22 protein-coding genes and 1 pseudogene are annotated in these 21,794 nt (G+C 40.2%); 17 read left to right on the top strand and 6 right to left on the bottom strand.

Going from position 1 to position 21,794, the window contains the following annotated elements; genetic code table 11:
- Positions 1-450: 450 nt before the first annotated feature.
- The 7 genes from ACM0OT_RS08775 to ACM0OT_RS08745 all read left to right on the top strand — a co-directional run bounded on the left by ACM0OT_RS08775 (position 451) and on the right by ACM0OT_RS08745 (position 5,348).
- A complete protein-coding gene (locus tag ACM0OT_RS08775; RefSeq protein WP_414563989.1) occupies positions 451-801 on the top strand; it encodes a phage holin family protein in 351 nt (116 codons plus the stop codon).
- 74 nt (positions 802-875) lie between these two features.
- Positions 876-1,682: a superoxide dismutase gene (locus tag ACM0OT_RS08770; RefSeq protein WP_414563988.1), complete on the top strand. Its 807-nt coding sequence runs from the start codon at positions 876-878 to the stop codon at positions 1,680-1,682.
- A gap of 13 nt (positions 1,683-1,695) precedes the next feature.
- Entirely contained in the window at positions 1,696-3,030 is a 1,335-nt protein-coding gene (locus ACM0OT_RS08765) for a ferric reductase-like transmembrane domain-containing protein (protein ID WP_414563987.1), read from the top strand.
- A gap of 69 nt (positions 3,031-3,099) precedes the next feature.
- The gene (locus ACM0OT_RS08760; protein ID WP_414563986.1) at positions 3,100-3,309 is read left to right on the top strand and encodes a hypothetical protein; all 210 of its coding nucleotides are present in this window, start codon (positions 3,100-3,102) and stop codon (positions 3,307-3,309) included.
- A complete protein-coding gene (locus tag ACM0OT_RS08755; RefSeq protein ID WP_414563985.1) occupies positions 3,272-3,793 on the top strand; it encodes a DUF2459 domain-containing protein in 522 nt (173 codons plus the stop codon). The genes ACM0OT_RS08760 and ACM0OT_RS08755 overlap by 38 nt, the downstream gene beginning before the upstream one ends.
- Before the next feature lie 249 nt (positions 3,794-4,042).
- Positions 4,043-4,291 carry a hypothetical protein gene (locus tag ACM0OT_RS08750; RefSeq protein ID WP_414563984.1) on the top strand — a complete coding sequence of 83 codons (249 nt, stop codon included), beginning with the start codon at positions 4,043-4,045 and terminating at the stop codon, positions 4,289-4,291.
- Positions 4,292-4,442: 151 nt separating this feature from the next.
- Positions 4,443-5,348, top strand: a complete 906-nt coding sequence (locus ACM0OT_RS08745; protein ID WP_414563983.1) for an all3515 family Zur-repressed PEP-CTERM protein — start codon at positions 4,443-4,445, stop codon at positions 5,346-5,348.
- A gap of 61 nt (positions 5,349-5,409) precedes the next feature.
- Here ACM0OT_RS08745 and ACM0OT_RS08740 read toward each other — a convergent pair whose 3' ends face one another.
- Positions 5,410-6,318 carry an alpha/beta fold hydrolase gene (locus ACM0OT_RS08740; protein WP_414563982.1) on the bottom strand — a complete coding sequence of 303 codons (909 nt, stop codon included), beginning with the start codon at positions 6,316-6,318 and terminating at the stop codon, positions 5,410-5,412.
- A gap of 101 nt (positions 6,319-6,419) precedes the next feature.
- Entirely contained in the window at positions 6,420-6,860 is a 441-nt protein-coding gene (locus ACM0OT_RS08735; protein WP_414563980.1) for a SufE family protein, read from the bottom strand.
- 276 nt (positions 6,861-7,136) lie between these two features.
- Between ACM0OT_RS08735 and psaK the strand changes: the two genes are divergently transcribed.
- Both psaK and ACM0OT_RS08725 read left to right on the top strand, forming a co-directional pair.
- Positions 7,137-7,397 carry a photosystem I reaction center subunit PsaK gene (gene psaK, locus ACM0OT_RS08730; RefSeq protein ID WP_414544354.1) on the top strand — a complete coding sequence of 87 codons (261 nt, stop codon included), beginning with the start codon at positions 7,137-7,139 and terminating at the stop codon, positions 7,395-7,397.
- 372 nt (positions 7,398-7,769) lie between these two features.
- A complete protein-coding gene (locus tag ACM0OT_RS08725; protein WP_414563979.1) occupies positions 7,770-8,003 on the top strand; it encodes a Nif11-like leader peptide family natural product precursor in 234 nt (77 codons plus the stop codon).
- Positions 8,004-8,328: 325 nt separating this feature from the next.
- Here the strand turns inward: ACM0OT_RS08725 and ACM0OT_RS08720 are convergent, their stop codons facing one another.
- On the bottom strand, positions 8,329-8,544 hold the full coding sequence (locus tag ACM0OT_RS08720; protein WP_414563978.1) for a hypothetical protein: 216 nt from the start codon (positions 8,542-8,544) through the stop codon (positions 8,329-8,331).
- Between the two features lie 573 nt (positions 8,545-9,117).
- On the opposite strand from ACM0OT_RS08720, the gene ACM0OT_RS08715 reads away from it, so the two are divergent.
- A complete protein-coding gene (locus ACM0OT_RS08715) occupies positions 9,118-9,792 on the top strand; it encodes a potassium channel family protein (protein ID WP_414563977.1) in 675 nt (224 codons plus the stop codon).
- A gap of 554 nt (positions 9,793-10,346) precedes the next feature.
- On the opposite strand, the gene ACM0OT_RS08710 is transcribed toward ACM0OT_RS08715, so the two are convergent.
- Entirely contained in the window at positions 10,347-11,900 is a 1,554-nt protein-coding gene (locus tag ACM0OT_RS08710) for a cation:proton antiporter (protein ID WP_414563976.1), read from the bottom strand.
- 32 nt (positions 11,901-11,932) lie between these two features.
- On the opposite strand from ACM0OT_RS08710, the gene ACM0OT_RS08705 reads away from it, so the two are divergent.
- Both ACM0OT_RS08705 and ACM0OT_RS08700 read left to right on the top strand, forming a co-directional pair.
- The gene (locus ACM0OT_RS08705) at positions 11,933-12,136 is read left to right on the top strand and encodes a DUF4351 domain-containing protein (protein WP_414564233.1); all 204 of its coding nucleotides are present in this window, start codon (positions 11,933-11,935) and stop codon (positions 12,134-12,136) included.
- Between the two features lie 283 nt (positions 12,137-12,419).
- Positions 12,420-13,988, top strand: a complete 1,569-nt coding sequence (locus ACM0OT_RS08700; RefSeq protein ID WP_414563974.1) for a cation:proton antiporter — start codon at positions 12,420-12,422, stop codon at positions 13,986-13,988.
- 60 nt (positions 13,989-14,048) lie between these two features.
- Here ACM0OT_RS08700 and ACM0OT_RS08695 read toward each other — a convergent pair whose 3' ends face one another.
- Entirely contained in the window at positions 14,049-15,080 is a 1,032-nt protein-coding gene (locus ACM0OT_RS08695) for an AI-2E family transporter (RefSeq protein ID WP_414563973.1), read from the bottom strand.
- Positions 15,081-15,562: 482 nt separating this feature from the next.
- Here ACM0OT_RS08695 and ACM0OT_RS08690 point away from each other — a divergent pair, with 482 nt between their 5' ends.
- The 5 genes and pseudogenes from ACM0OT_RS08690 (at position 15,563) to ACM0OT_RS08670 (ending at position 21,077) form a co-directional block, all read left to right on the top strand.
- Positions 15,563-16,111: a CAP domain-containing protein gene (locus ACM0OT_RS08690; RefSeq protein WP_414563972.1), complete on the top strand. Its 549-nt coding sequence runs from the start codon at positions 15,563-15,565 to the stop codon at positions 16,109-16,111.
- A 251-nt stretch (positions 16,112-16,362) separates the two neighbouring features.
- Positions 16,363-17,346, top strand: a complete 984-nt coding sequence (locus tag ACM0OT_RS08685) for a TIGR03885 family FMN-dependent LLM class oxidoreductase (RefSeq protein WP_414563971.1) — start codon at positions 16,363-16,365, stop codon at positions 17,344-17,346.
- A 2-nt stretch (positions 17,347-17,348) separates the two neighbouring features.
- Positions 17,349-19,535: a glycogen debranching N-terminal domain-containing protein gene (locus tag ACM0OT_RS08680; RefSeq protein ID WP_414563970.1), complete on the top strand. Its 2,187-nt coding sequence runs from the start codon at positions 17,349-17,351 to the stop codon at positions 19,533-19,535.
- A gap of 50 nt (positions 19,536-19,585) precedes the next feature.
- Positions 19,586-19,826 (top strand): annotated as a pseudogene (locus ACM0OT_RS08675) (tryptophan-rich sensory protein); the annotation flags it as partial.
- A gap of 69 nt (positions 19,827-19,895) precedes the next feature.
- Positions 19,896-21,077, top strand: a complete 1,182-nt coding sequence (locus ACM0OT_RS08670; RefSeq protein ID WP_414563969.1) for a DNA cytosine methyltransferase — start codon at positions 19,896-19,898, stop codon at positions 21,075-21,077.
- Here ACM0OT_RS08670 and ACM0OT_RS08665 read toward each other — a convergent pair.
- A complete protein-coding gene (locus ACM0OT_RS08665; protein WP_414564232.1) occupies positions 21,019-21,714 on the bottom strand; it encodes a hypothetical protein in 696 nt (231 codons plus the stop codon). The two genes, ACM0OT_RS08670 and ACM0OT_RS08665, sit on opposite strands and share 59 nt — an antisense overlap.
- Positions 21,715-21,794 lie beyond the last annotated feature (80 nt).

The raw sequence follows: 21,794 nt of genomic DNA, 5'->3' as shown, positions 1-21,794 counted from the left end.
GCCAAGCATAAAAAATGATCTTTCAAAAATGATTTAGAACTGCTATAGAAAATAAATAATTTATACTTTGGATGTTTAGTTAGTTTTAAACTTTCCACTAGTATATCTGGGAAATTCCTAGCCGATCAAATCATGAGATAACAGGTATTCTTAATTTTTTTTGTTAATTAAAGACAAAACCTGTATTTCCTTATGCCTCAATTATATGTTTAACAAAATATAATTTATCGTATATCTGCCGATAGTTTTGTTCAGAAATTTTCCACTATATGTCAAAAGGAGTATATTAATGAAATGAACTATAATCACAATGGGTTATGTTAAAATTTTATCCATTATTAAGTCTTTATTAAAAATGTAATTACTCTTGAAGCCAGTTTGTAATTAAGTAATATATGGGGTAAAATTTGGAAGAATTAACGTAATTACATCGTATATAGAGGTATTATCATGTTGGGTATTATTCTCACTTGGATAGTTACCAGCGTCAGCTTTTTAATTATTTCTCGACTTCCTTTGGGAATTGAAATTGATAATTTTGGTAAAGCTGCTATTTCTGCTGCTGTTTTTGGCATATTGAATGCCATTCTCTTGCCAATTCTCACTTTTTTCGCGTTTCCATTTATTCTCTTGAGTTTTGGATTATTTTTCTTTATATTGAATGCCATCATTTTTGCACTGGCTGCTGCCTTAGTTCCAGGTTTTACCCTGAGATGGGGTTTTTGGAGTGCATTGCTGGGATCTTTTACTTTAGCAATTGTGAATTCTATTCTCTTGAGTATTGTGCGGACAGCAGTATAAAATACTGTTTGCTGTTGAAATCAGAGTAAAGTCTGAATTTTTGAGAATAAAAAATAGACGCAAATGAGAAAATTATGACAAAATTTTTGCGAAATAAAATAAGCTTTTTTCTTTCAGGATTGCTCTTGACAGTTCTGCTAATTTCTTGTCAAACAGTACCTAGTGCTGAATCACAACCTGCAACTCCTACCGCAACTACCACCGCAACTACCACTTTCCCTCCTGTAGCTTCTCCTGATGGTGAACTGAGTGCAAACACAGCCAAATTACCACCATTACCCTATGACTTTGGGGCTTTAGGCAAAGCTATTGATGCGGAAACCATGAAACTACATCATGATGCACATCACGCTAGCTATGTGAATAACCTCAACAATGCCTTAAAACAGGAGCCAGACTTACAAAAAAGAAGTGTAGAATCTTTGCTTCGGGATTTAGACAGTGTTCCCGAAAATATTCGGACAAAGGTACGCAACAATGCTGGTGGGCATCTCAACCATACTATTTTCTGGCAAATCATGAGTCCTGATGGTGGTGGAGAACCCACAGGCGAAATTGCCCAAGAAATTAACCAAAAATTTGGTGATTTTGCCAGCTTTAAAAAACAGTTTAACGAAGCAGGAGGCGATCGCTTCGGTAGTGGTTGGGTATGGTTAGTGCGGAACCCAGGCGGGGAACTGGAAATAGTCACCACACCTAATCAAGACAATCCCATTATGGATGGCGCGTATTATCCGATTATGGGTAACGACGTGTGGGAACATGCATATTACCTGAGATATCGCAACCGTCGCGCAGAGTATTTAAATAATTGGTGGAACGTAGTCAACTGGCCAGAAATCAACAGGCGATCGCAAGCTTCATTAAAAACTGGTAGTTAGGAGAACAGCTGCTATGAAAAGTTTGTTAATGCACAATCCTGTAGTCGTAGCAGCAGGTTGGATCGGGGCTTATATATTTATTACCGTTTTGCCCCTACTTATTTTGCTCATATATCCGCCGACGGGTAGAGAGTTTTGGACTGAGTTTTCTGTGTCCTTGGGTTTCATTGGTCTAGCGATGATGGCGCTACAATTTGCCCTCACAGCCCGCATCAATCGCATAGAAGCATCCTATGGTGTTGATATCATCCTGCAATTTCACCGCTACATCTCTTTAGTAGCATTTGCATTTATTCTGCTTCACCCGTTAATTTTGTTCGTGGTGCAGCCAGAAACACGAGAGTTGTTAAACTTTGTCACAGCCCCTTGGCGTGCTAGAGCCGCAGTTTTAGCTACAGTAGCTTTGATATTGTTAATTGTCACAACTATTTGGCGTCAACAGTTGAAAATTCCCTATGAACCTTGGCGTACATCTCATGGTATTTTGGCAGTCCTGGCAATTAGTTTGGGACTAACACATGGCTTGGGGGTAGGCTATTACTTAGGACTATTTTGGAAAGCAGTTTTGTGGACAGCGATCGCGCTGACAGCCCTTTGGCTACTAATATATGTGCGTTTAGTCAAACCCATGTTCATGACCAAAAAGCCTTATCTAGTAGAAGAAGTGCGTCAAGAACGGGGCGATGTCTGGACATTAGCATTAAGACCTAGAGGACACGAAGGCTTTCGTTTTCAGCCTGGTCAATTTGCTTGGATTACCTTAGGTATTTCACCATTTCGGATGCGAGAACATCCTTTTTCCATGTCATCTAGCGGAGACAATACTGAACGCATTGAGTTTAGTATCAAGGCGTTGGGAGACTTTACCAAAAGAATCAAAGACGTAGAACCTGGAACCAAAGCATTTCTTGACGGCCCCTATGGAGTTTTCACCACTGATAGATATGAAGATACGGCGGGCTTTGTCTTAATTGCCGGTGGTATTGGCATCACGCCCATGATTAGTATGCTATTGACCCATGCAGAACGCCAAGATGAACGCCCCTACATATTAATCTATGCCAGCAAAACTTGGGATGACATTACTTTCCGTGAAGAACTCCATGAATTGCAGCAAAAATTAGACCTAACCGTTGTCCATGTCCTCAAAGATCCCCCAGAAGATTGGTCAGGGGAAACAGGCTATGTAGATAAGGAACTTTTAGAACGTCATATACCCAAACGCAGAGGTACAAGGCAGTATTTTATTTGTGCATCACCCAAAATGATGGATCAGGTAGAAGCAGCGTTGCATCAACTGGAGGTTCCCACAACTAATATCCACATGGAACACTTTAATCTGGTTTAAGTGTGCCCTGTTCACTATTTTCCAGACAGTCCCATATTTGATTAACTTTGAATTATGCGCTACAGCATCATGCTTCAATTGGTGACAGGTATCACCACAATTTTAGTGGGTACTGCTGCCTTCTTTGCTTGGTTACAAACTCGTCCTTCTCCCAGAGAAACTAAAGTCACACGTAATAGTGAGTATTTCACGTCGTATTCTTTTATTCATTCTGTCAGTTCTGGCTGCGATCGCACTCGTCTTGATTGCATCTCCCGCAGTCATCATCCCTCCACCTAAACCAATCCAGCCAGTAACCGTCTACGTTATTGATCAGGGTTTACATTCCCAATTAGTTTTACCCGATGGGGACAACAAATTAATTCAATATGCTTATGGTGATTGGCGTTACTTTGCATTAAACCAGCAAAACTTGGGTAGTGGAATTGCTGCACTGCTGATTCCTACTCAGGGAACCCTCGGTAGAAGAGAATATCAAAATTTAATTGAGATGAAGCAAACTCTCAATAGCAATCACAATGTCCTAAGTTTTGCAGTAGCCAAACTTGACGTTATCCAGCTAAAACAATTATTGGATAAACGCTTTAATCAAAATATTGCCACCCAAATATTCAACCCCCTAAATAAAATGTACTTTGTGCAAGACGATTTAGATTACACATTGTATCACAATAGTAATCATGAATTAGTTGTATGGATAGAAGCATTACATTGTCGAGTTGAAGGCTTTGTTCTGTTAGCTGATTTTAAAATATCAGAATAAACAATCGCGTCTTGGCGGATGAGATAATATTATTTTTTCAACCTATAATACATTAAATGACTTATTGCTATTATCCAAGTTATATCCTCTGGCTTACCATCGCCTCAAGTAGAAAAAGAATTATCCCAATTACGTCTACTAAGTTTGCAAATCATTGAAGATAATCCCTTTGCAGTGGCAGATAAAAGCAGTAATCTGGAAAAAATTCAAGACGAAATGCGTCAATGAACAGGCATTACTTCTGCCCGTATGGCTTTTGCTAATTTTTGGAGTCAAGCTTACCTTCAACAAGCTGGTTGGCAACAAGAAATCGATTTTTGGAATAGTGAAATTCGCTATTTGATTCAAGCAAATTATTATCGAGATATTAATAAATCTGGTAAATTTATTGCCTATTTTTGGCTAATTGATTTGCCACATGACTGGAAGTCACGAGTGTGCGGCTTGAAAACATCAAAACAAGTATTAGCAATTGCAAATTACATGAGGTGTGTATAACCTCTAGCCTCTAACCGCAGTGACATACGCATACAGTGTAGGAGTATGTCACCTAAGAATCACAGGATTTTTTAACAATTCCTTAATTGACAACACCCTAAAAATAATGATAATCGTTATCACAGGTAAAAATTATACTGTATGGAGAAGCATGGCAGTTTCCAATAATATTAGCTGCTCAAAAAAGCCAGGAACTCCAATCAGAAAAGCAACTGCATCTCTAGCAGTCAGCTTTTTGGTTGCAACACCCCTGGTTGTATCTACCGCTTTTTCGCCAGCACAAGCTCATGATGATCACACACATGAGACTGAATATTTCATCGGTGTAGATGCTTTACAGGTTCTCAACAGAGGGATATACAGTGGATTAGATAACCCCAACTACAATCGTTTGACCTTTCTCTATAACCACGGGGATCATTTTCACAGTATTGGTGCTTATAGCTACTTTGGAGATATAGAAAACCCAACCATTGAATCAACCAGTACCAATAACCGCATACCAGAGTCTTATACAGAAATTTCTCCGCTAAAATTATTACCAGGTACAGGTATTTACTCTGGTCGCTTAGTTAGTACTGATACCCATGAACCATATAGCGATTTGAAGATAGAACCTTTAGCATCGCTGCAAGATTCTCCAGATTTAGAAGCGCAGGTTTTGTTTAATAGTTCTGATGGTCGCTGGAATGCTTCACTAACTGGTGCAACCATTGGTCTAAAATTAGCATCAATTAGCGATCGCTTGAATATTGGCAACGCGATAAACCCGAATATCGTCAATAATGTTGGTGATATTCACACAATTGGCAGTGGTGATAATTTTGCATTCACTCCGATTTTTTGGACTGATGCAACTGCACCAGTGGGAAATTACTCTGCAACTTTCCAACTCGTAGATTTAAGCTCTAATTTTCAGGAATCTGGGACATTTAGCTTTGATTTTCAAGTAGCCAAAGTACCTGAACCCCCAACCACCATCGGTTTTAGCTTGGTTGCTCTTTTAGGTTTATCTGTTTCTCGACTCAAGAAACGTTTTAGCAGCAGCTTTAACTAACCTTTTATTCTCGCATCCAGAGGTAATTTTCACAATTACTTTTGGGTGCGAGATTATCATTTCATGAAGATAACAAGAAATCCTCGATGGCTGTAAATACGACATCTGGGTATTCTTCATGTAATCCCAGGGAACCAGGAATCACAACGCTTTGTACTTTAGGTAAGGCTGCTACTGTGTCCATTTCTGCGCGTGATTTTGGTGGACTAGATTTGCCAATTACTACCATTAGAGGTACAGACAAAGATTGCACCAGTGCGAGAAAATCAGATTGCTCACGTATCGCATCGAGATTACCAGTTACAAAAGCCGCAGATGCAAATCTAGCGCCTGGTTTTCGGGTTGTTTGCCATTTCTTCTCGATGAAACTGGGTGTAAGTTTAGCGTCATCGGTAAAAACATGACGGCGATACATCCAACTTAAAAATGATGGAGTGGTGTTGAGTTTGTAAAGTGCTTGACCTACTATAGGCGATCGCACTAATCCTTTCACCATATCTGCTATTTGGGGATTTGCCCCCATTGTTGGCAAAGGGCCGCGCCAAGTGGGTGCTAACAAAGCAATCCGCGAAAAAATATCAGGTTGCTTTACAGCTAGTTTCAAGACGTAACTAGAAGCATGACCAGCCGCTACTACAATAATGGGAGTAAGAAAAACAGTTGTGATAAAATCTTCCAGAAATTGCTGATATATTTCCGGTCGGTAATTTAAACTAGGACGAGAAGATTGTCCAAATCCCGGCCAGTCTACTGCTGTAACTTGAAAGTGAGAAGCTAGTAACTTGGCCAGTTCTCCCATCTCTGCACGTGTGGAAACACTGCTGAAAGCTGGTAGTAGCAAAATGGGTGAACCTGTACCAATGGTTTCATAAATAACGCGTAAGGGTTGGTTTTCCCAACTCCAGGTATATTCTTTAACTACTCCACCAAATCCTACAGAATCAGGGGTTGATACCAAATTAGTTGTCATTGGACTAGGGGTTAGAGGCTAGAATGATGTACTTTATCTTGAAGAAAAGTGCTGTTATGTTGAGCAACTCCTAATTTGGGCACTTTATCACCATACATTTTTTAGTTAGGCAAATCTAACTTACATTCAAGTGCTTTTTTTTGCATGGTCTTAAAAATGTTGTAAAAGCCATTGGCGCGGGAAGGCGTGAGGCTGACATTTAAACCAGTTTCTTGAATAAAATCTGGAGTTAGTTGCACAATTTCACTGGGAGTGAGTCCATTTAAACCCTCAACCAAAAGTCCTACCAACCCTTTGGTCAACTGGGAATCAGAATCACCCTGATATACAACCTTACCGTCATCCAGGGTTGCGGTGATATAAACTTGAGACACACAACCAGGAACTTTGTTTTCTGGTATTTTGCCAGTTTCTGGGAAATCCTTGAGCTTCTGAGCATACCAGATTAGTTGTTCATAGCGTCGCTTCGGTTCACTAGCACGTTGAAAGCGCTGGACGATTTTAGCGAGAGCAGGTGGCAAAGAATCTATAATTGAGGACATAACAGAAGCTGCAAATACAATCGGTCTCACTTTGAGTGTAGATTATATTGAGAGCGATCGCGTCTGTTATAAGTGGATCTATAGGCTAGCCATAACATTGATTAATATAGCCGACATGGGAAATATGACTTACTCGATACTAACGGCACAGTTTTTATATTAAGGATTGAGAATAACTGTTAAATATTGATGCAAAATAGAGGTTTTTCTTGAATTTAGTTCGGAAATATTCAGATTATACTTTCAACCACTAAAAATTTTCAGGAGCAAAATCAGGTGTTACCTTCGACCTTAATCGCTGCTGCAACTGCACCCTTGAATTGGAGTCCTACTGTAGGTGTAATCATGATTTTGGCTAACATCATTGCCATTACTTTTGGCAAATTCACCATGAAGTACCCCAGTTCCGAGCCAGCATTACCTTCAGCTAATTTCTTTGGTGGTTTTGGTTTACCTGCGGTACTAGCAACTACAGCCTTTGGTCATATCTTAGGTGCAGGTATTATTTTAGGGTTGCATAACCTCGGTAGAATCTAGTATGGCTGCGCGGAATTTATAATTCCCATTCCATAAGGATTTTAGGTATTTCCAATTAGGAATTTTTTGTTTGCGTTTTATGAGCTAGAGATTCACTTCTTTAGCTTTTTTATATGTAACTATACCAGCGCATAAATATTGTCAATACTACCTGATTCGCACCTCAGATGAGGAAGATATAGAAAATATGGCAGTTGTGATGCTATTTTCTCCTCATTTTTCTTTCTAATGGTATAAGACAAATCAATAAAAATAGTGTGATGATTTAAAAGTAGAGCAATGTAAGTTCTAAATTTTGTTTAACTCATTGCTACTTTCAATTGCATTGGCTCTATTTTTCAATTTAATATTTAAAACAGGAAATAGAATATTATGGCACAGCAAAAAACTGCTCAACTTTTGCACGCTGTTAAAGAAGATCAAGCATTGAAAGCCAGACTCAAAGCAACAAATAATGCAGAAGCCTTTATCGAGATTGCCAGAGAATGCGGCTATGACTTTACAGTAGAAGAACTGGAAGATGAAATCAGTAAATTGTCGGACGAAGATTTGGCAGCTATTGTTAATCCAGGATGGGGGAATAGACGCCACATTTATCCTAGATAATTTTTAAGCTACTTTCATCACTTTCACTTTTAATGTGGAGAATCAAGCAACGGTAGAGTTAAATTTTTGCCTTGTGTGATTCTCTGCTTTAATAGTTATTAAAGGGGTATCGGCAATCTATCCTCTGAAAATGTTTGGTTGACTGGGTAAGAAGTTACCAAGCATTTAAGTGATTGGCTACATTTCACCGGAGGCGATCGCACTTGGGAATGACCGCAGAATTAAAATATGATACTACGGAATTTGTCGATTAAGAGTTTACAGAAAACAGAAACCAGATATATAGAGGGATTCCCTATTTAAAGTCCCAAATATTGTCAATTACTTAAGCCCGTGTTGGCTTCAAAAATAACCACGCTACAAAAAATGTCGCTGCTGTAAATAATTGCGTCAAATCCACAGCCGATAGATAGCCATCCGCAAAGGAAGCAATACTGCGATCAGTGATGCCAAATAGCCAAGATGAAAGGCCAAACAGCCAAATTCCATTCTTGAGATTGCCGACAAATTCCTTAGAGTCTGATGATTGCTGGTCTTTCATAATCCTTTGCTCCATCGGTGAACAGTTCTGATGCTTGATTATTCAAAACTGGTTTGGACTCCTGACACTGAACTATTATTATATTAATAAATATTTCATAATCTTGACTTAACCACCCAAAGATACATCTACTTATCTTGACCGCAGAAACAGGAAGAAAAAGTAATCAAGTTCTTTCCCCTGGACACCACAGCCTCCTGGCTTACCTGTTACCTCTGTTTACCAAATAATTTTATTTATTTTGCAAGACGACTTAACTTTGATGACTGCAAACCCCATACTCGTGATATCTAGTCATGCGAGGTTCAAAACCGTAGTTTTTCATTGTTAGACTAAAAAATAACCCTCACTTCCTAGCAAAGGTAGCCTCATAACCTCTGCAACCAATCTGGCCAACCTTGGCTGCGCTGTTGGGATTTGCAAGGCAATTTATTATTAGTGAAGACGCTTGACAGCCCAATTGAGGACTTTGGGGATGGAACCAGACGCCTAATACCGCTACTTCTTTCTTCTAGTCTCTAGCCCCTTTTTCAATGTGTGAATATTAAGTAAGTTTATTCAAATAAACAAATTATGTACGTGTTAATAGGTGGAGCCGGCTTATTAGGAATAAGTTTGGCGCAAAAACTCGTAGAACTTGGGCATACTGTTGCCATGATTGACAACAATCCTACAGCTTGCCACTATGCCCGTGAACAAGTAGGAGTGATGGCTTTCGAGGGTAGCGCCGTGAGTACAGAAACCTTATTAGAAGCAGGGATTCGCAAAGCGGATGCTCTAGCAGCTGTCCTCAGAAGTGATGCTTTGAACTTAGCAATGGTAACTCTTGCCAAACACTACGGTGTTTCTCATATTTTGTCACGAATGCGTCACCGTGATTTTACTGAGCCGCTGCGTCTATCAGGAGCCAGTCATATCATCAGTACTGTGGAATTAGCAGTTTCCACAATGGTAAATGCCATTGAGTATCCCCAGGTAGAATCAATGATGCATTTTGAACAAGGACAGATTGAGGTGCTAAAAATGGCTATTCCCGACAATTGTTATGTTGTGGGTCGTAGTCTGGCTGAAATCGCGCAAAATCCCAGTTTCCCCAGTGGTTCTTTAATTATTGGTTATCAATCCCATCCCCATACAGATTTAATTATTCCTAACGGCAGCACTATTGTCGAGCCTAATTCTACAGTTTTGATTGCCACTAAACCAGGATTTTTACACCAAGTTATTGATTTTATTGAAGGGTGTTAGTAACTTTAATGTGGAGTTGGGATGATTACTTATACAGGAATTACGTAACTAACCACGTATTTTCGTCATTGCGACCGTAGGGAAGTAATCTCAAAGCCTTGATTTTCGTAGCGAGTGCGTAAGTCCTATTATATTGACACTCTCCTAGCTTTTAGAAAAATAAGCTCAGTGAAATTTGTTTTGCTAAGGGCGTGTCAAACAAGGATTTTTTTTTAGCCTGTTTAAACTGCATTGAAAGTTGTAAAAGCTAAAGAACGAATGAACATAATATTTAGTCCAATAAAGAATTTTTGGTTTTTTAGACCACACTGACTAGATATGTTTGCCCTGATTTTTTTATGCAGTCCCCAGGTAAGTAGAACAGGGTAAATAATTAAAGGTTTGTAGTGAGAACTTTAGTTCTCAAATCAGGACTAAAGTCCTGACTACGAACTGATTTTAGGTAAATTTACATTAGTTTACATAGTTTGGTTTTTTCAAGTCGTTCTACTTAGAGCAATCAGAAAATATTAGTGAAAATCAAGATACCCTTTAGCAATAGTGATTCAAGAGGCTTAATCATCATCTAGTTGTAGTAATTGTTCATCTATAGTTTTAAGGCGTCCTCGGGCAATTTCTTCTGAAAGAATGCGCTTTCGCATAGCCTCGTTCAGCGCACCTTTTTCTGCTAACAGTAAACGGCGACGAATGGCATCAAGTTTACTACTATCACTTCTTTTATTACCAAACTCCTCAGGGCGACGATTATGAAAATCTCGTAGTGTTTTTTCGGCACCAGCTATTCTTACTTGATAAGCTGAACGCATTTCTTCATAGACGGCTTTTGGTAATACTCCAGATTTCAATAAGCTATCTAATTCATCTTGTGCTGCTTTACCTGTGATTAATTGGGCTTGCATTTCTTCTATCTGCTGACGAGATTTTGAAAATTGAGATAAATTTAAACGTTTTACTAACCAAGGTAAACTTACACCTTGTCCCAATAAAGATAGCAAAACTGTGCCAAAAATTATAGAAATTATTGTTCCTCGCCCTACAATTTCTATAGGTAAAGTTAACGCCAATGCCATCGATAGCGAACCTTTAATGTTGCCGAGAAATAACACGTGTTGCCAACGCCACGGAATGGAGCGGTCAAACAAACCTACCATTGCTAATAGTGGATAAACAGAAACTATCCGTCCCATTTGGTAAGCGAAAATTGCTAGTATTACTGCTGGCAAAGTATTCCAGAGTGTGATGAGGTTGACTTCTAAACCAATCAATAAAAAAATCAGGCTATTAACACCAAAACCGAGGGATTCCCAAAAAGTTAATAATGTTAGGCGAGTAGAAGCCGATACATTTCCCGAAAGTCCTTTAGTCCCCACAATTAGCCCAGCCACAACTACTGCGACTACACCAGATACACCCAACAATTGCCCAGCTTGAAAAGCACCAAGAGCCACTGCCATTGTGAGTAAAATACTGCTGAGTGGCTCATCTGCTCGAATAAATAAACCTGTACTTAAATAGCCAATAATTAGTCCGACCAAAGTACCGCCCACAATTACCACAAAAAATTCTTGAAATCCATCTAGAATGGTTAGTGAACCAGCCGCATTAAATTGTAAAATCAGGCTAAATAAAACCAGCGCCACACCATCGTTAAATAAACTTTCTCCTTCAACAATGGTAGAAAGTCGCGCAGGAACTGGCACTTCTTTAAACACGGCAATCACGGAAACAGTATCAGTAATTGCCAAAATTACCCCAGATAAAAGTGCCTGTATCCAATCGAAGTCTAGTACCCATTTCAACAGTAATGCCGTTACCCCAGAAGAAATTATTACTCCTGGTCCTGATAGTAGGGCAATGGGTTTAACTGTGCTGCGGAGACGACTGATATCAGTGTTAATAGCTGCTTCAAATACTAGAATCGGTAAAAACAAATTCAAAATTAAAGAATCATTCAAACCAATACGACGTGGAAGCAATTCAGTAATTGCTAATCCTGCCAACACTAAACCCGCGACATAAGGTACTTTCAGCCTACGGGATAGAAGCGCTACGGCTGTAGCAACTAACAGAAGAATAATTGAAACCTTGACTAATTCAGTAACATCCACTGAGATTTTGGTAATTAATGTAAAAATTATTTATTTGTCAAGATATCTTAAATAAGAGAAATAAACAAGGTGCAACACGGATGATTAATCGTTTACTAAATCGACGCTTCAACCAAATAGATACATCGTTGATTGAACGACTGCGAGTATTATCTACTCGACAGTTGGAAAATTTAGCAGAAGCATTATTCAATTTCACATATGTATCTGATTCAGAAAATTGCTTGGATCTATAAGCAAGTAACTAGAATATTTGATAATTACTTGAGCAGAGATCATAACTCCGACTTTTTTATAGCGATCTGCTTTGCAGCACCGCTGAGTCCTAAGGGGACACGCTTACGCGAACGCTATCGCGCCACGCAAGCTGTTAATCTAATTAACAATTAGACGAATCCCTTTGGCTCTCAATCAGCCGCAATCAGGACGGCAAATTTCTCAAAATGTGCCACATTAAATTGGTACCATCTGATTTTTGTCAGGTGAAAATAAGCAAAGCAACATACCAGGTATTTCCTTATGGTGATGGAATCAGCAATTGGTGAGGAAATTATCACCACTAATCTCAAGCAGTTTCTTTTAGTACTTTCGGTTTCCTTAGGGGTGGCAACTTTACCTCAGATATTTAGTTGGTTTCGCCACATACCTTATACCTTACTATTGGTAATTGTTGGTTCAGGGTTGGCATTTGTGGATGTCCGCCTTGTCACCCTTTCTCCGGAACTAATTTTGTTCATTTTCTTACCACCACTATTGTTTGAAGCTGCGTGGAATTTGAGGTGGGCAGACTTAAAACGCAACTTTGTCACCATTTGTCTGTATGCAGTGTTTGGAGTGGTCATTTCCATTGCAGGTATCGCTATCGGTCTTAATCAACTAGCCGGACTTTCTCTTTCTACTGCTTTACTTATTGGCGCTAGTTTATCTGCTACTGACCCAGTTTCTGTCACGGCTTTATTTCGTGAATTGGGCGTCGGCAAAGGTCTGACCACCATGATGGAAGGCGAAAGTTTGTTTAATGATGGTATGGCTGTAGTTGCCTTTAGTTTTTTGGTGGCGCTGTCTTTGGGCAATGCCGAATTTGCTTTCCAGCCAGTGGTAGTGCAGTTATTTACCGTTGTCGGTATTGGTGTGGCGGTAGGAGGATTAATTGGCTTTGGTATTTCTTACCTCACTCAACGCTTCGATTTGCCGATGGTGGAACAGTCTTTAACTCTAGTTTGTGCTTACGGTACTTACCTGATTATTGAAGAATTGGGTGGTTCTGGGGTAATTGGGGTTGTCACCACAGGTTTAATTTTGGGTAACTTTGGCTCTCGTATAGGTATGAATCCCCGGACTAGAGTGATTGTTTCCGAGTTTTGGGACTTTTTGGCGTTTTTTGTCAACTCGATAGTATTTTTGTTGATTGGTGACCAAATTCACTTTGCTATTTTGGGAGAAAACCTGCAAATTATTGCCGTGACAGTAGCCACCATGATTTTGATGCGGGCAGTTGCTATTTATCTCCTCAGCAACTTGAGTGCTGTCATTACCAAATATACAATCCCTTTAGCTGAACAAACTGTACTTTGGTGGGGTGGGGTCCGTGGTTCCGTTTCTATTGCCCTAGCATTGAGTGTACCTATAGGATTACCAGAGCGAGAAAAAATTATTGCTACTGTGTTTGGTGTAGTTTTATTTACCCTACTTGTTCAGGGTTTGTCTATTAAACCCTTGTTGCAGAAACTGAATCTTTTGGGTGATGCACCCTTACGTCAACGATATTCAGAACTAGCTACCCGTCATGTCGCCTTAGAACGTGTTTTGCAACACCTCCAAGCAGATACACGTCCAGGTATTGAACCAGAATTTTACCGTTACCAGGAGACATTAATTAAAGGCGAGATTGAAAATTTACAAATTAAAATTGATAAATTACAGGATGAGTATCCCAATCTTCGCAGCTTTACAACTGAACAATTCCGGGAAGAACTGCTGGCAATTGAGGCGGATACTTATGCGGAATTTGTCCGGTCTGGTAGGTTAAATACAGAACTTGCACCTATGCTTGAGGATGTTTTGCAGCATAACGATATGGATATTTAAGGAGAAATGCGAGGCGGGGGATGAGGATAAATTTTCCCCATTACCCCTGATTCCCAGTCCCTAAGAAGACGGTTGCTTCCACCTATCTAAAACATCTTTAAAGACAAGTTCTTCGATCCATGTTTTCGCAACTACCGCCAACGGTAGCGCCATCACTAACCCCAAAGCACCAAAGAAGCTGGCAAAGAAAATTTGGGCTGTGAGGGTAAAAGCAGGTAATAGCGCTACCTGTTTGGCCATAACTGTGGGAGTTAGCCAGTAACTTTCTACATTCTGAATCACGAGGTATAAAATTAAGACGGCGATCGCCTTCCAAGGTGCATCGAGAAAAGCGATCGCCATTGGTAAAACTACACTCAAGGTGGGGCCAATATTGGGAATAAAGTTTAACAGTCCTGCTAGTACAGCATGAGCTAATGCTAAGGGTACTCGTAAAATTAATAACCCCAAACCGCTGAGGAAGGCAATAAAGAGCATTTCAATTAAAGCACCAACCGTCCAGTTTCCTAAACCTTCGCCACACAAAGTGAGAATTTCTTCAACTCGCTGGCGGTAAAATGACGGGAAACAGCGCACAAAGACTTGACGGTAGGGTTGGGGATTAACTAGTAGCATCAAAGTTAAAACTATGACCAGTAAAAATTCTAGTGCCGCAGTAAATCCAGTAGAGAAAAAAGCGATCGCTTGTCCCAACAGAATTTCACCTAAAGGTTGCAGTTGGCGAATTAGATTATCAATATCTGGTATATTCGGTAGATATGGCCCAACAATGGTCAGCTCTAACCAAGTTATCACCTGCTGAATTCGAGACAGTCCGGCAGGAAACAGCTTGACTAACTCCTCAAATTGGTCAATAAACGGTGGCACAATCAGCACGAAACAAATAATTAATAGCCCAACCACAATCACCAAACTCAGCCACACAGCCAAAGCTCGCCGCATTCTCGACCGTTGCAATCGCTGCACTAGTTTACCAATAGCTGTTGCTAGCACTACAGCTGTAAATATGAGCAATAATAACTGGCGAATTTGCCAAAGAATATAAAGTGAGACCAGCAGGACGACAAATCCCAACCATTGCCCAATTCTCATTTTGTCTGTCTCCTTTTATGTCTGCTGTTATAAATCATTTTCAAAACACCAATAACAGATGCGATGGCTAACACAATACCAGGGTTAAAGGTAATAGCAAAACTAGCCTCCGGACTATATTGCCAACGTAACAACCAGATCGTGTCATTACCCAACACAAAAGAAGGCACACGCAAGAATGTGAATACTGGCAACAATATTAAACCGCTAATCATCAATATAAAAAACACTGATAAAGTAAATTTCAACCAGGATAAACAAGCAGAAATAACTTGTGATTTTTGGGATAGCATTAGCAAAATATACACCTAAAAACTTTATGTTTTTTAGCCTTGTATCTAAATGTGACACTAATATGACAACACCTGTATAAAAGCGAAATATAAATATATTTGGAACTTAGATTATTATTTATTGGTCACATTTGTATGGCAAAGCTGTAATAAAAAATTTCTCTTAGGGTAGCGCTGATGAAACGGCTAATGAATTCTCAGCACAAACGCTGGTTAGCATGGATGGCGATGGCGTTTGTCTTAACTGGATGTGAACAGGCGATTGAGTATTTGCCACCGTTGCCTACAGTCCAGATGCCAACTGACAGGCCAAAACAGCCTCCACTCCCACCCCAATCCGCCACAGCTACCCAAATAGAGGCAGGCATTAGAGAAAGCATTAACGAGGTGCGTCAAGAAAATGAGCTACAACCCTTACAGAATAATGAACAACTAGCAGCAGTAGCCCGTGACTACAGCCGACAAATGGCAGAACAAAATTTTTTCAGCCACACTGGTGCCGATGGTAGTAATTTGCAAGACAGAGCGAAGTCTGGTGGTATCATCTACTGGGTGGTAGGTGAAAATTTGTTCAAAGGTACAAACGTTCCGCAACCTGTAAATGTCGCGGTTGATGGTTGGATGAAAAGTCCTGGACATCGTGCTAATATTCTCCGTCCAGTTTTTACAGAAACAGGCGTAGGCGTTTGGCGAGTAAATAACACCTATTACATCACGCAGTTATTTTTGCGCCGATGACAGAGCGAGGCGCTAGAGGGTAGCCCTTTTTAAAGTCAATAATTTAAAAAATAAATCATATTCAGAGAATTCTCTTGTAAAAGACATTTTTAGAGGGAATCTTTCTGTCTTTTTACTTATAAAGAATCAACTATTAGATAGATAAATATTACTATTATTTTAGAGGTATTAGTTATTTATTAGGTTAGTAATTGTTTCTTGATTCAATTTACTTGTCCTGGGACTTTTAAAAGGAGATTGAAGGCAAAATCATGGCGATATTTGGCTATCACGCCTCTCATGAGCAGTTTAAACCGAGTGTACTTTTAGAATACGTCCAAGCAGCTGAACAAGCTGGATTTAGTCGCATATCTTGTTCTGATCACTTTCATCCGTGGAGCGATCGCCAAGGAGAAAGCGGTTATGCTTGGTCTTGGTTGGGTGCCGCCATGCAGGCTACACCCCTAACCTTTGGTGTAGTTTGCGCCCCTGGACAGCGTTATCACCCGGCAATTATCGCTCAAGCTGCGGCTACCCTCTGTGAAATGTTTCCCCAGCGCTTTTGGGTGGCTTTGGGTAGTGGTCAAGCTTTGAATGAGCAAATTACAGGCGATTTTTGGCCAGAGAAAAATGTCCGCAATCTGCGTCTTAAGGAATGTGCAGACGTTATGCGCGCCCTCTGGACAGGTGAAACCGTGACTCATTACGGTTTAGTCAGTGTGGAAGCAGCTAAGTTATATACCAGACCAGCAGTAGCACCGTTAATTATTGGCGCCGCCATTACACCGCCTACAGCCGAATGGCTGGGAAGTTGGGCAGATGGATTAATTACTGTTTCTCATCCCTACGAAAAACTCAAACAAGTTGTGGCAGCATTCCTTCGGGGCGGTGGAGAAGGCAAACCCATGTATTTAAAAGTACAAATGTCTTATGCCGCAGACGAGGAAACAGCTTTGCATGGAGCCTTTGACCAATGGCGGACAAATATCTTTCAAAGTCCTGTGTTGACAGACTTGCGGCATCCCCAACAATTTGAGGCGATCGCAGAGTTTGTCAAACCAGAAGATATGTATAAATATGTACGTATTTCGGCTGACCCTCAGCAACATATCGCATGGCTAAAGCAAGATATAGAACTCGGCTTTAATGAAATTTATCTCCACAACGTCAACCTTGAACAGCAGGCTTTCATTGAAGTTTTTGGCAAACAGGTAATTCCCGAACTCAGCAGAATCAAGGAAGGAGCAACAATTTAATTATGCGAGTAACGGTTGGCCCACCTATTTTGATGATTAATCATGGCAGTACCTTTATGGCAACTGACCTGAGTGGACAAATTAATTCTGATGGTCATACGGGTATTTTTTCTGATGATACCCGCTTTTTAAGTCACTATGCCTGCTATGTGGATGGTCAAGCTTGGGTTCGTTTAACTTCGTCTACGACACAATATTATGCAGCAAGAGTTTACTTAACAAATCCTGCGTTCACATCGAAAAAAGGCAAAGTTGCTCAAGGTGATTTGTCCTTAATCATCAGCCGGACGGTGGAACAAGGAATTCATGAAGATCTCGACATTACCAATCATGGTTTAGCAGCTGTCAGCTTTAATCTGGAAATTGCCTTAGGTTCAGACTTTGCTGATATCTTCGAAGTAGAATCACAGCAATGTATCCATCGGGGACAGATTGAAACGAGATGGCATGAAGAAAAACATCAACTAGAAACTAGTTATGAAAATGACAATTTTTACCGTTGTTTAATTTACCAACCTTGTAATTACTCGTCTCGTCCTCACTATGCTAATGGTTGCGTCACTTTTGACGTGGTATTAGAACCTGGTGCAACTTGGCACGCTTGCGGCAAATTTAATTTGATTGATCATCAGCATATTCGGGAGGCCGTTGATTTCTGTTATGAAGCAATGGCAGATCCCAATATTATCAATACAGATATTGAAAAGCTACATTGTCAATGGCGGGACTCTGTAACTGATATTGTCTGCGCTAACGAAGATGTGGTGCGACTATATCGCCAGTCAATTGAAGATTTAGGTTCACTGCGATTATACGATTATGATTTTGTCCCTGATATTTGGCTACCAGCAGCAGGTGTACCGAAGTTTGTGACGCTGTTCGGACGTGACAGCTTAATTATCAGTTTGCAAAATATGATTGTCCATCCTGGTTTTGCCCGTGGCGCGCTACAAAAACTAGGACAGTTACAAGCTACTGAGTTAGACGATTGGCGCGATGCTCAACCCGGTAAGATTCTGCATGAAATTCGCCAAGGTGAATTAGCACATTTTGCCAAAATACCCCATACACCTTATTACGGTACTGCTGATGCTACATCATTATTTTTGATTACCTTACATGAAACCTGGAAGTGGTTGGGTGATGATTCACTGTTACGGGATAACCGGGATACAGCATTACGTTGTTTAGAATGGATTGATAAGTATGGGGATTTAGACGGCGATGGCTTGCAAGAATACCAAACCAAATCTCCTAACGGAATTGAAAATCAAGGTTGGAAGGATTCGGGAAATGCCATTGTTTATCCAGATGGTAGTCAGGTAAAAGCACCAAAGGCATTATGTGAATTACAAGGGTATGTTTTTGATGCTTGGATGCGGATGGCAGAAGTATTTGATGTGTTGGGTGAGGGAAAGTTTGCTCAAGAATTACGTAATAAAGCCGCGAAACTGCAAGTCAGCTTTGAAGAAAAGTTTTGGAGTGAAGAATTAGATTGTTATGTCTTAAGTTTAGATCCAGATAAACAACAAGTGCGATCGCTTACTTCTAATCCTGGTCATTGTCTGTGGAGTGGTATTGCTAGTCCCGAACGTGCAGCGCGGGTAGTTAAGCGATTCATGCAACCAGATATGTGGAGTGGTTGGGGTATTCGCACTTTAAGCACTGATAATCCTGCCTACAATCCTTTTTCTTATCATCTAGGTTCTATTTGGCCCCATGACAACGGCATCATAGCTTTGGGATTTAAACGCTATGGTTTTGCTAGTGAAGCTGCCCAAGTTGCTCATGGTATTTTTGATGCAGCTAAATATTTTGCAAGTTATCGTCTACCAGAACTCTTTGCTGGTATTAAACGCGAACCAGGTGCTTTCCCAGTTCCCTATATAGAAGCCAACGTACCCCAAGGTTGGGCTGCTGCATCAGTTTTTCAGTTAATTCAAGCCATAGTGGGATTACAAGCTGATGCGCCTAATCAGTTGCTTTATGTTGATCCACATTTACCAGAATGGTTACTTGAACTCGAACTTCACCATGTAGAAGTTGGTAATGCGCGTGTAGACTTGCAGTTTTGGCGGGAAGGCGAAAAAACTCGTTGGGATGCGGTGGTTAAGTCCGGTGATATGGAAGTGACGCAGCAGGTTTGGCAACCTTGGAGAAATCCTACTGTCTACTCCCTACCAACATAGATCCAGGCATCTTAACCTAGTTCTAAACTAAAAGTGTAAAAGCTAGATGGATCATCACAGCAGTTTCCGCGGCACTATTTTTTGGCGGTGGCTTGTTGACATCGCTACAAGACCCTTGGTTTCAAAACTTGCAGCGTCCCAGTTGGTTGACTTTTGAAGCCCTAATTCCATTCATTCCAATGGATTTTAGTTTGGGTCTGCTTGACCATTTCCGCTATTATTGTCTGGGAGAAAATCTCCAAACAAGGCTCTCGTCCTTGGTATTTAATAGTTTGCTATGCTGCGATCGCTAGTCGCAATCGCCTTGGATAAGTGGTCAATGTACTTGACGATGTATCTTGAATACTATAGTATTCAATAATGAAAAACACAATTATTGATTTATTTGCTGGTGCAGGCGGTTTGACAACGGGATTTCACTTAGCGGGCTTTGAATCTTTATGTGCAATTGATATAAACTCAAAAGCCTTGGCAACGTATAAGCATAATTATCCAAATACTAAAATTATTAATCAGGATATACGTCAGATAAGTCCTTCTGATCTCAGATTAGCATTAAGTTTGCGGCAAGAAGAACTAACAGCGTTGATTGGTGGACCTCCTTGTCAGGGATTGTCCAGAAATACGCCTGCTGGTTATCGTTATCTTAGTGATTCTCGTAACCATCTATATCGAACATTTTTGGAATTTGTCAAAGAGTTTAGACCACTCTATACTCTAATAGAGAACGTGCCAGAAATCTTAAAGGCTTACAATGGGGTAATTACAGAAGAAATTACAAAACAACTTGAATCTTTAGGCTATAAAGTTATTTATTCATCACTAAATGCGGCACATTATGGAATACCACAAACAAGATCCAGAGCTTTTTTTCTAGCTAGTCTAGATCATACTCTTCGCTTTCCTAAGCCAACAAATTTTGGTGATATTAAAAGTGACTATAAAACCACAAAGTCTTGTAATCAGCTTAATTTATTAGATACAAATCTTTCGCCACTGGTCACCGTTAGAGATGCGATTGGAGACTTACCGCAACTAGATGCAGGGCAAGCTTATAATGCTGAAGTTTATCCTTTGGCTCCACAAACTACATATCAATCTTTTGTTCGCCATAACAGCTTAAGAATTGTTAATCATGTCGCTCGCGCTTTAACTCCAATTCAATTGTCAAGAGTACGCGCTCTTCGTGAAGGACAAGATGCGAGGGACTTACCTACTGAATTAGCACCGAAGAAACACTACAGTGGTGCATACGGAAGACTTTACTGGGATAAGCCTGCAAGAACCATCACAAGATGGGTTTTCCATCCCGGATCGGGTAGGTTTTTTCACCCTACTCAAGATCGAACAATTACAATACGTGAAGCAGCAAGATTACACTCTTATCCAGATAATTTTCACTTTTTGGGGACATACACTGAGATGGCTTCTCAAATTGGAGAATCTGTTCCCCCACTCCTAGCTAAATTGATCGCTTCATCTATTATTCAGGCTCATTGTCAGAAAATTGAGTGTGGATTTGATCTTCCAAAGCTGAAATAACTGTCTCTACATACCGGTCAAGTGTCAGACGAGTTCTGTCAACTGTAATGCGAACTGCTTGTGTAGGAATAGTTCTAGCTCTGAAGAGTTGTTTCTGATTTTTATACCAAACCAATTCTATTTTGCCTGCAATGCTTCCCTGTAGTCCTGCACCTGATCGCCCTGTAATTTTATCTACTGTCCAAGCCCAAGTAAACTGATTTGGGTCAAGAGGATGGAGTGGAAATTCACAGTAAATGTACTCATAGCCTTTGATAGTTTTGAGGAATATACTTTCATAACTTGCAACAACACTCTGTGCTACTTGACTAGAAATAATCTTCTCGTTCCAATGTTGGATAATAGCTGAACCCAGTTCATTAGGAGATGATTGCTCCGTTAAGCCAGTAAACCCCAATTGGATAGCCTTTTTGATAATATCTGCTCTTTGAATCACAAAGAAAAATGTACTTCCAAGGTTTAGCCTATTCAGTTGGAGAGATTTGAGTGACCAACCTGTTTTAGTAACCAAATCAACAGCATCATATAGAAGCTTGCTGCGTCCCAGCGCAGGGTCTGATAAAGGAATATCCTTAATATAATGAAAAATTGCTTCCCACGTATAATCCTCTATCGAGCCAATCATTGGAGATGCAATGGTTGCAATAATAGCTTTCCTTAATCTTTTAACGGAATCACGGAAGTCCCCACTTTCAGCGAAGCAAGGTGGGGATGGAC

The sequence above is a fragment of the Anabaena sp. CCY 9613 genome (genome assembly GCF_963920895.1).
Lineage (GTDB): Bacteria > Cyanobacteriota > Cyanobacteriia > Cyanobacteriales > Nostocaceae > Cyanocohniella.
The sequence above is the reverse complement of the archived record's forward strand: the minus strand, read 5'-3'. Positions and strand labels throughout refer to the sequence as shown.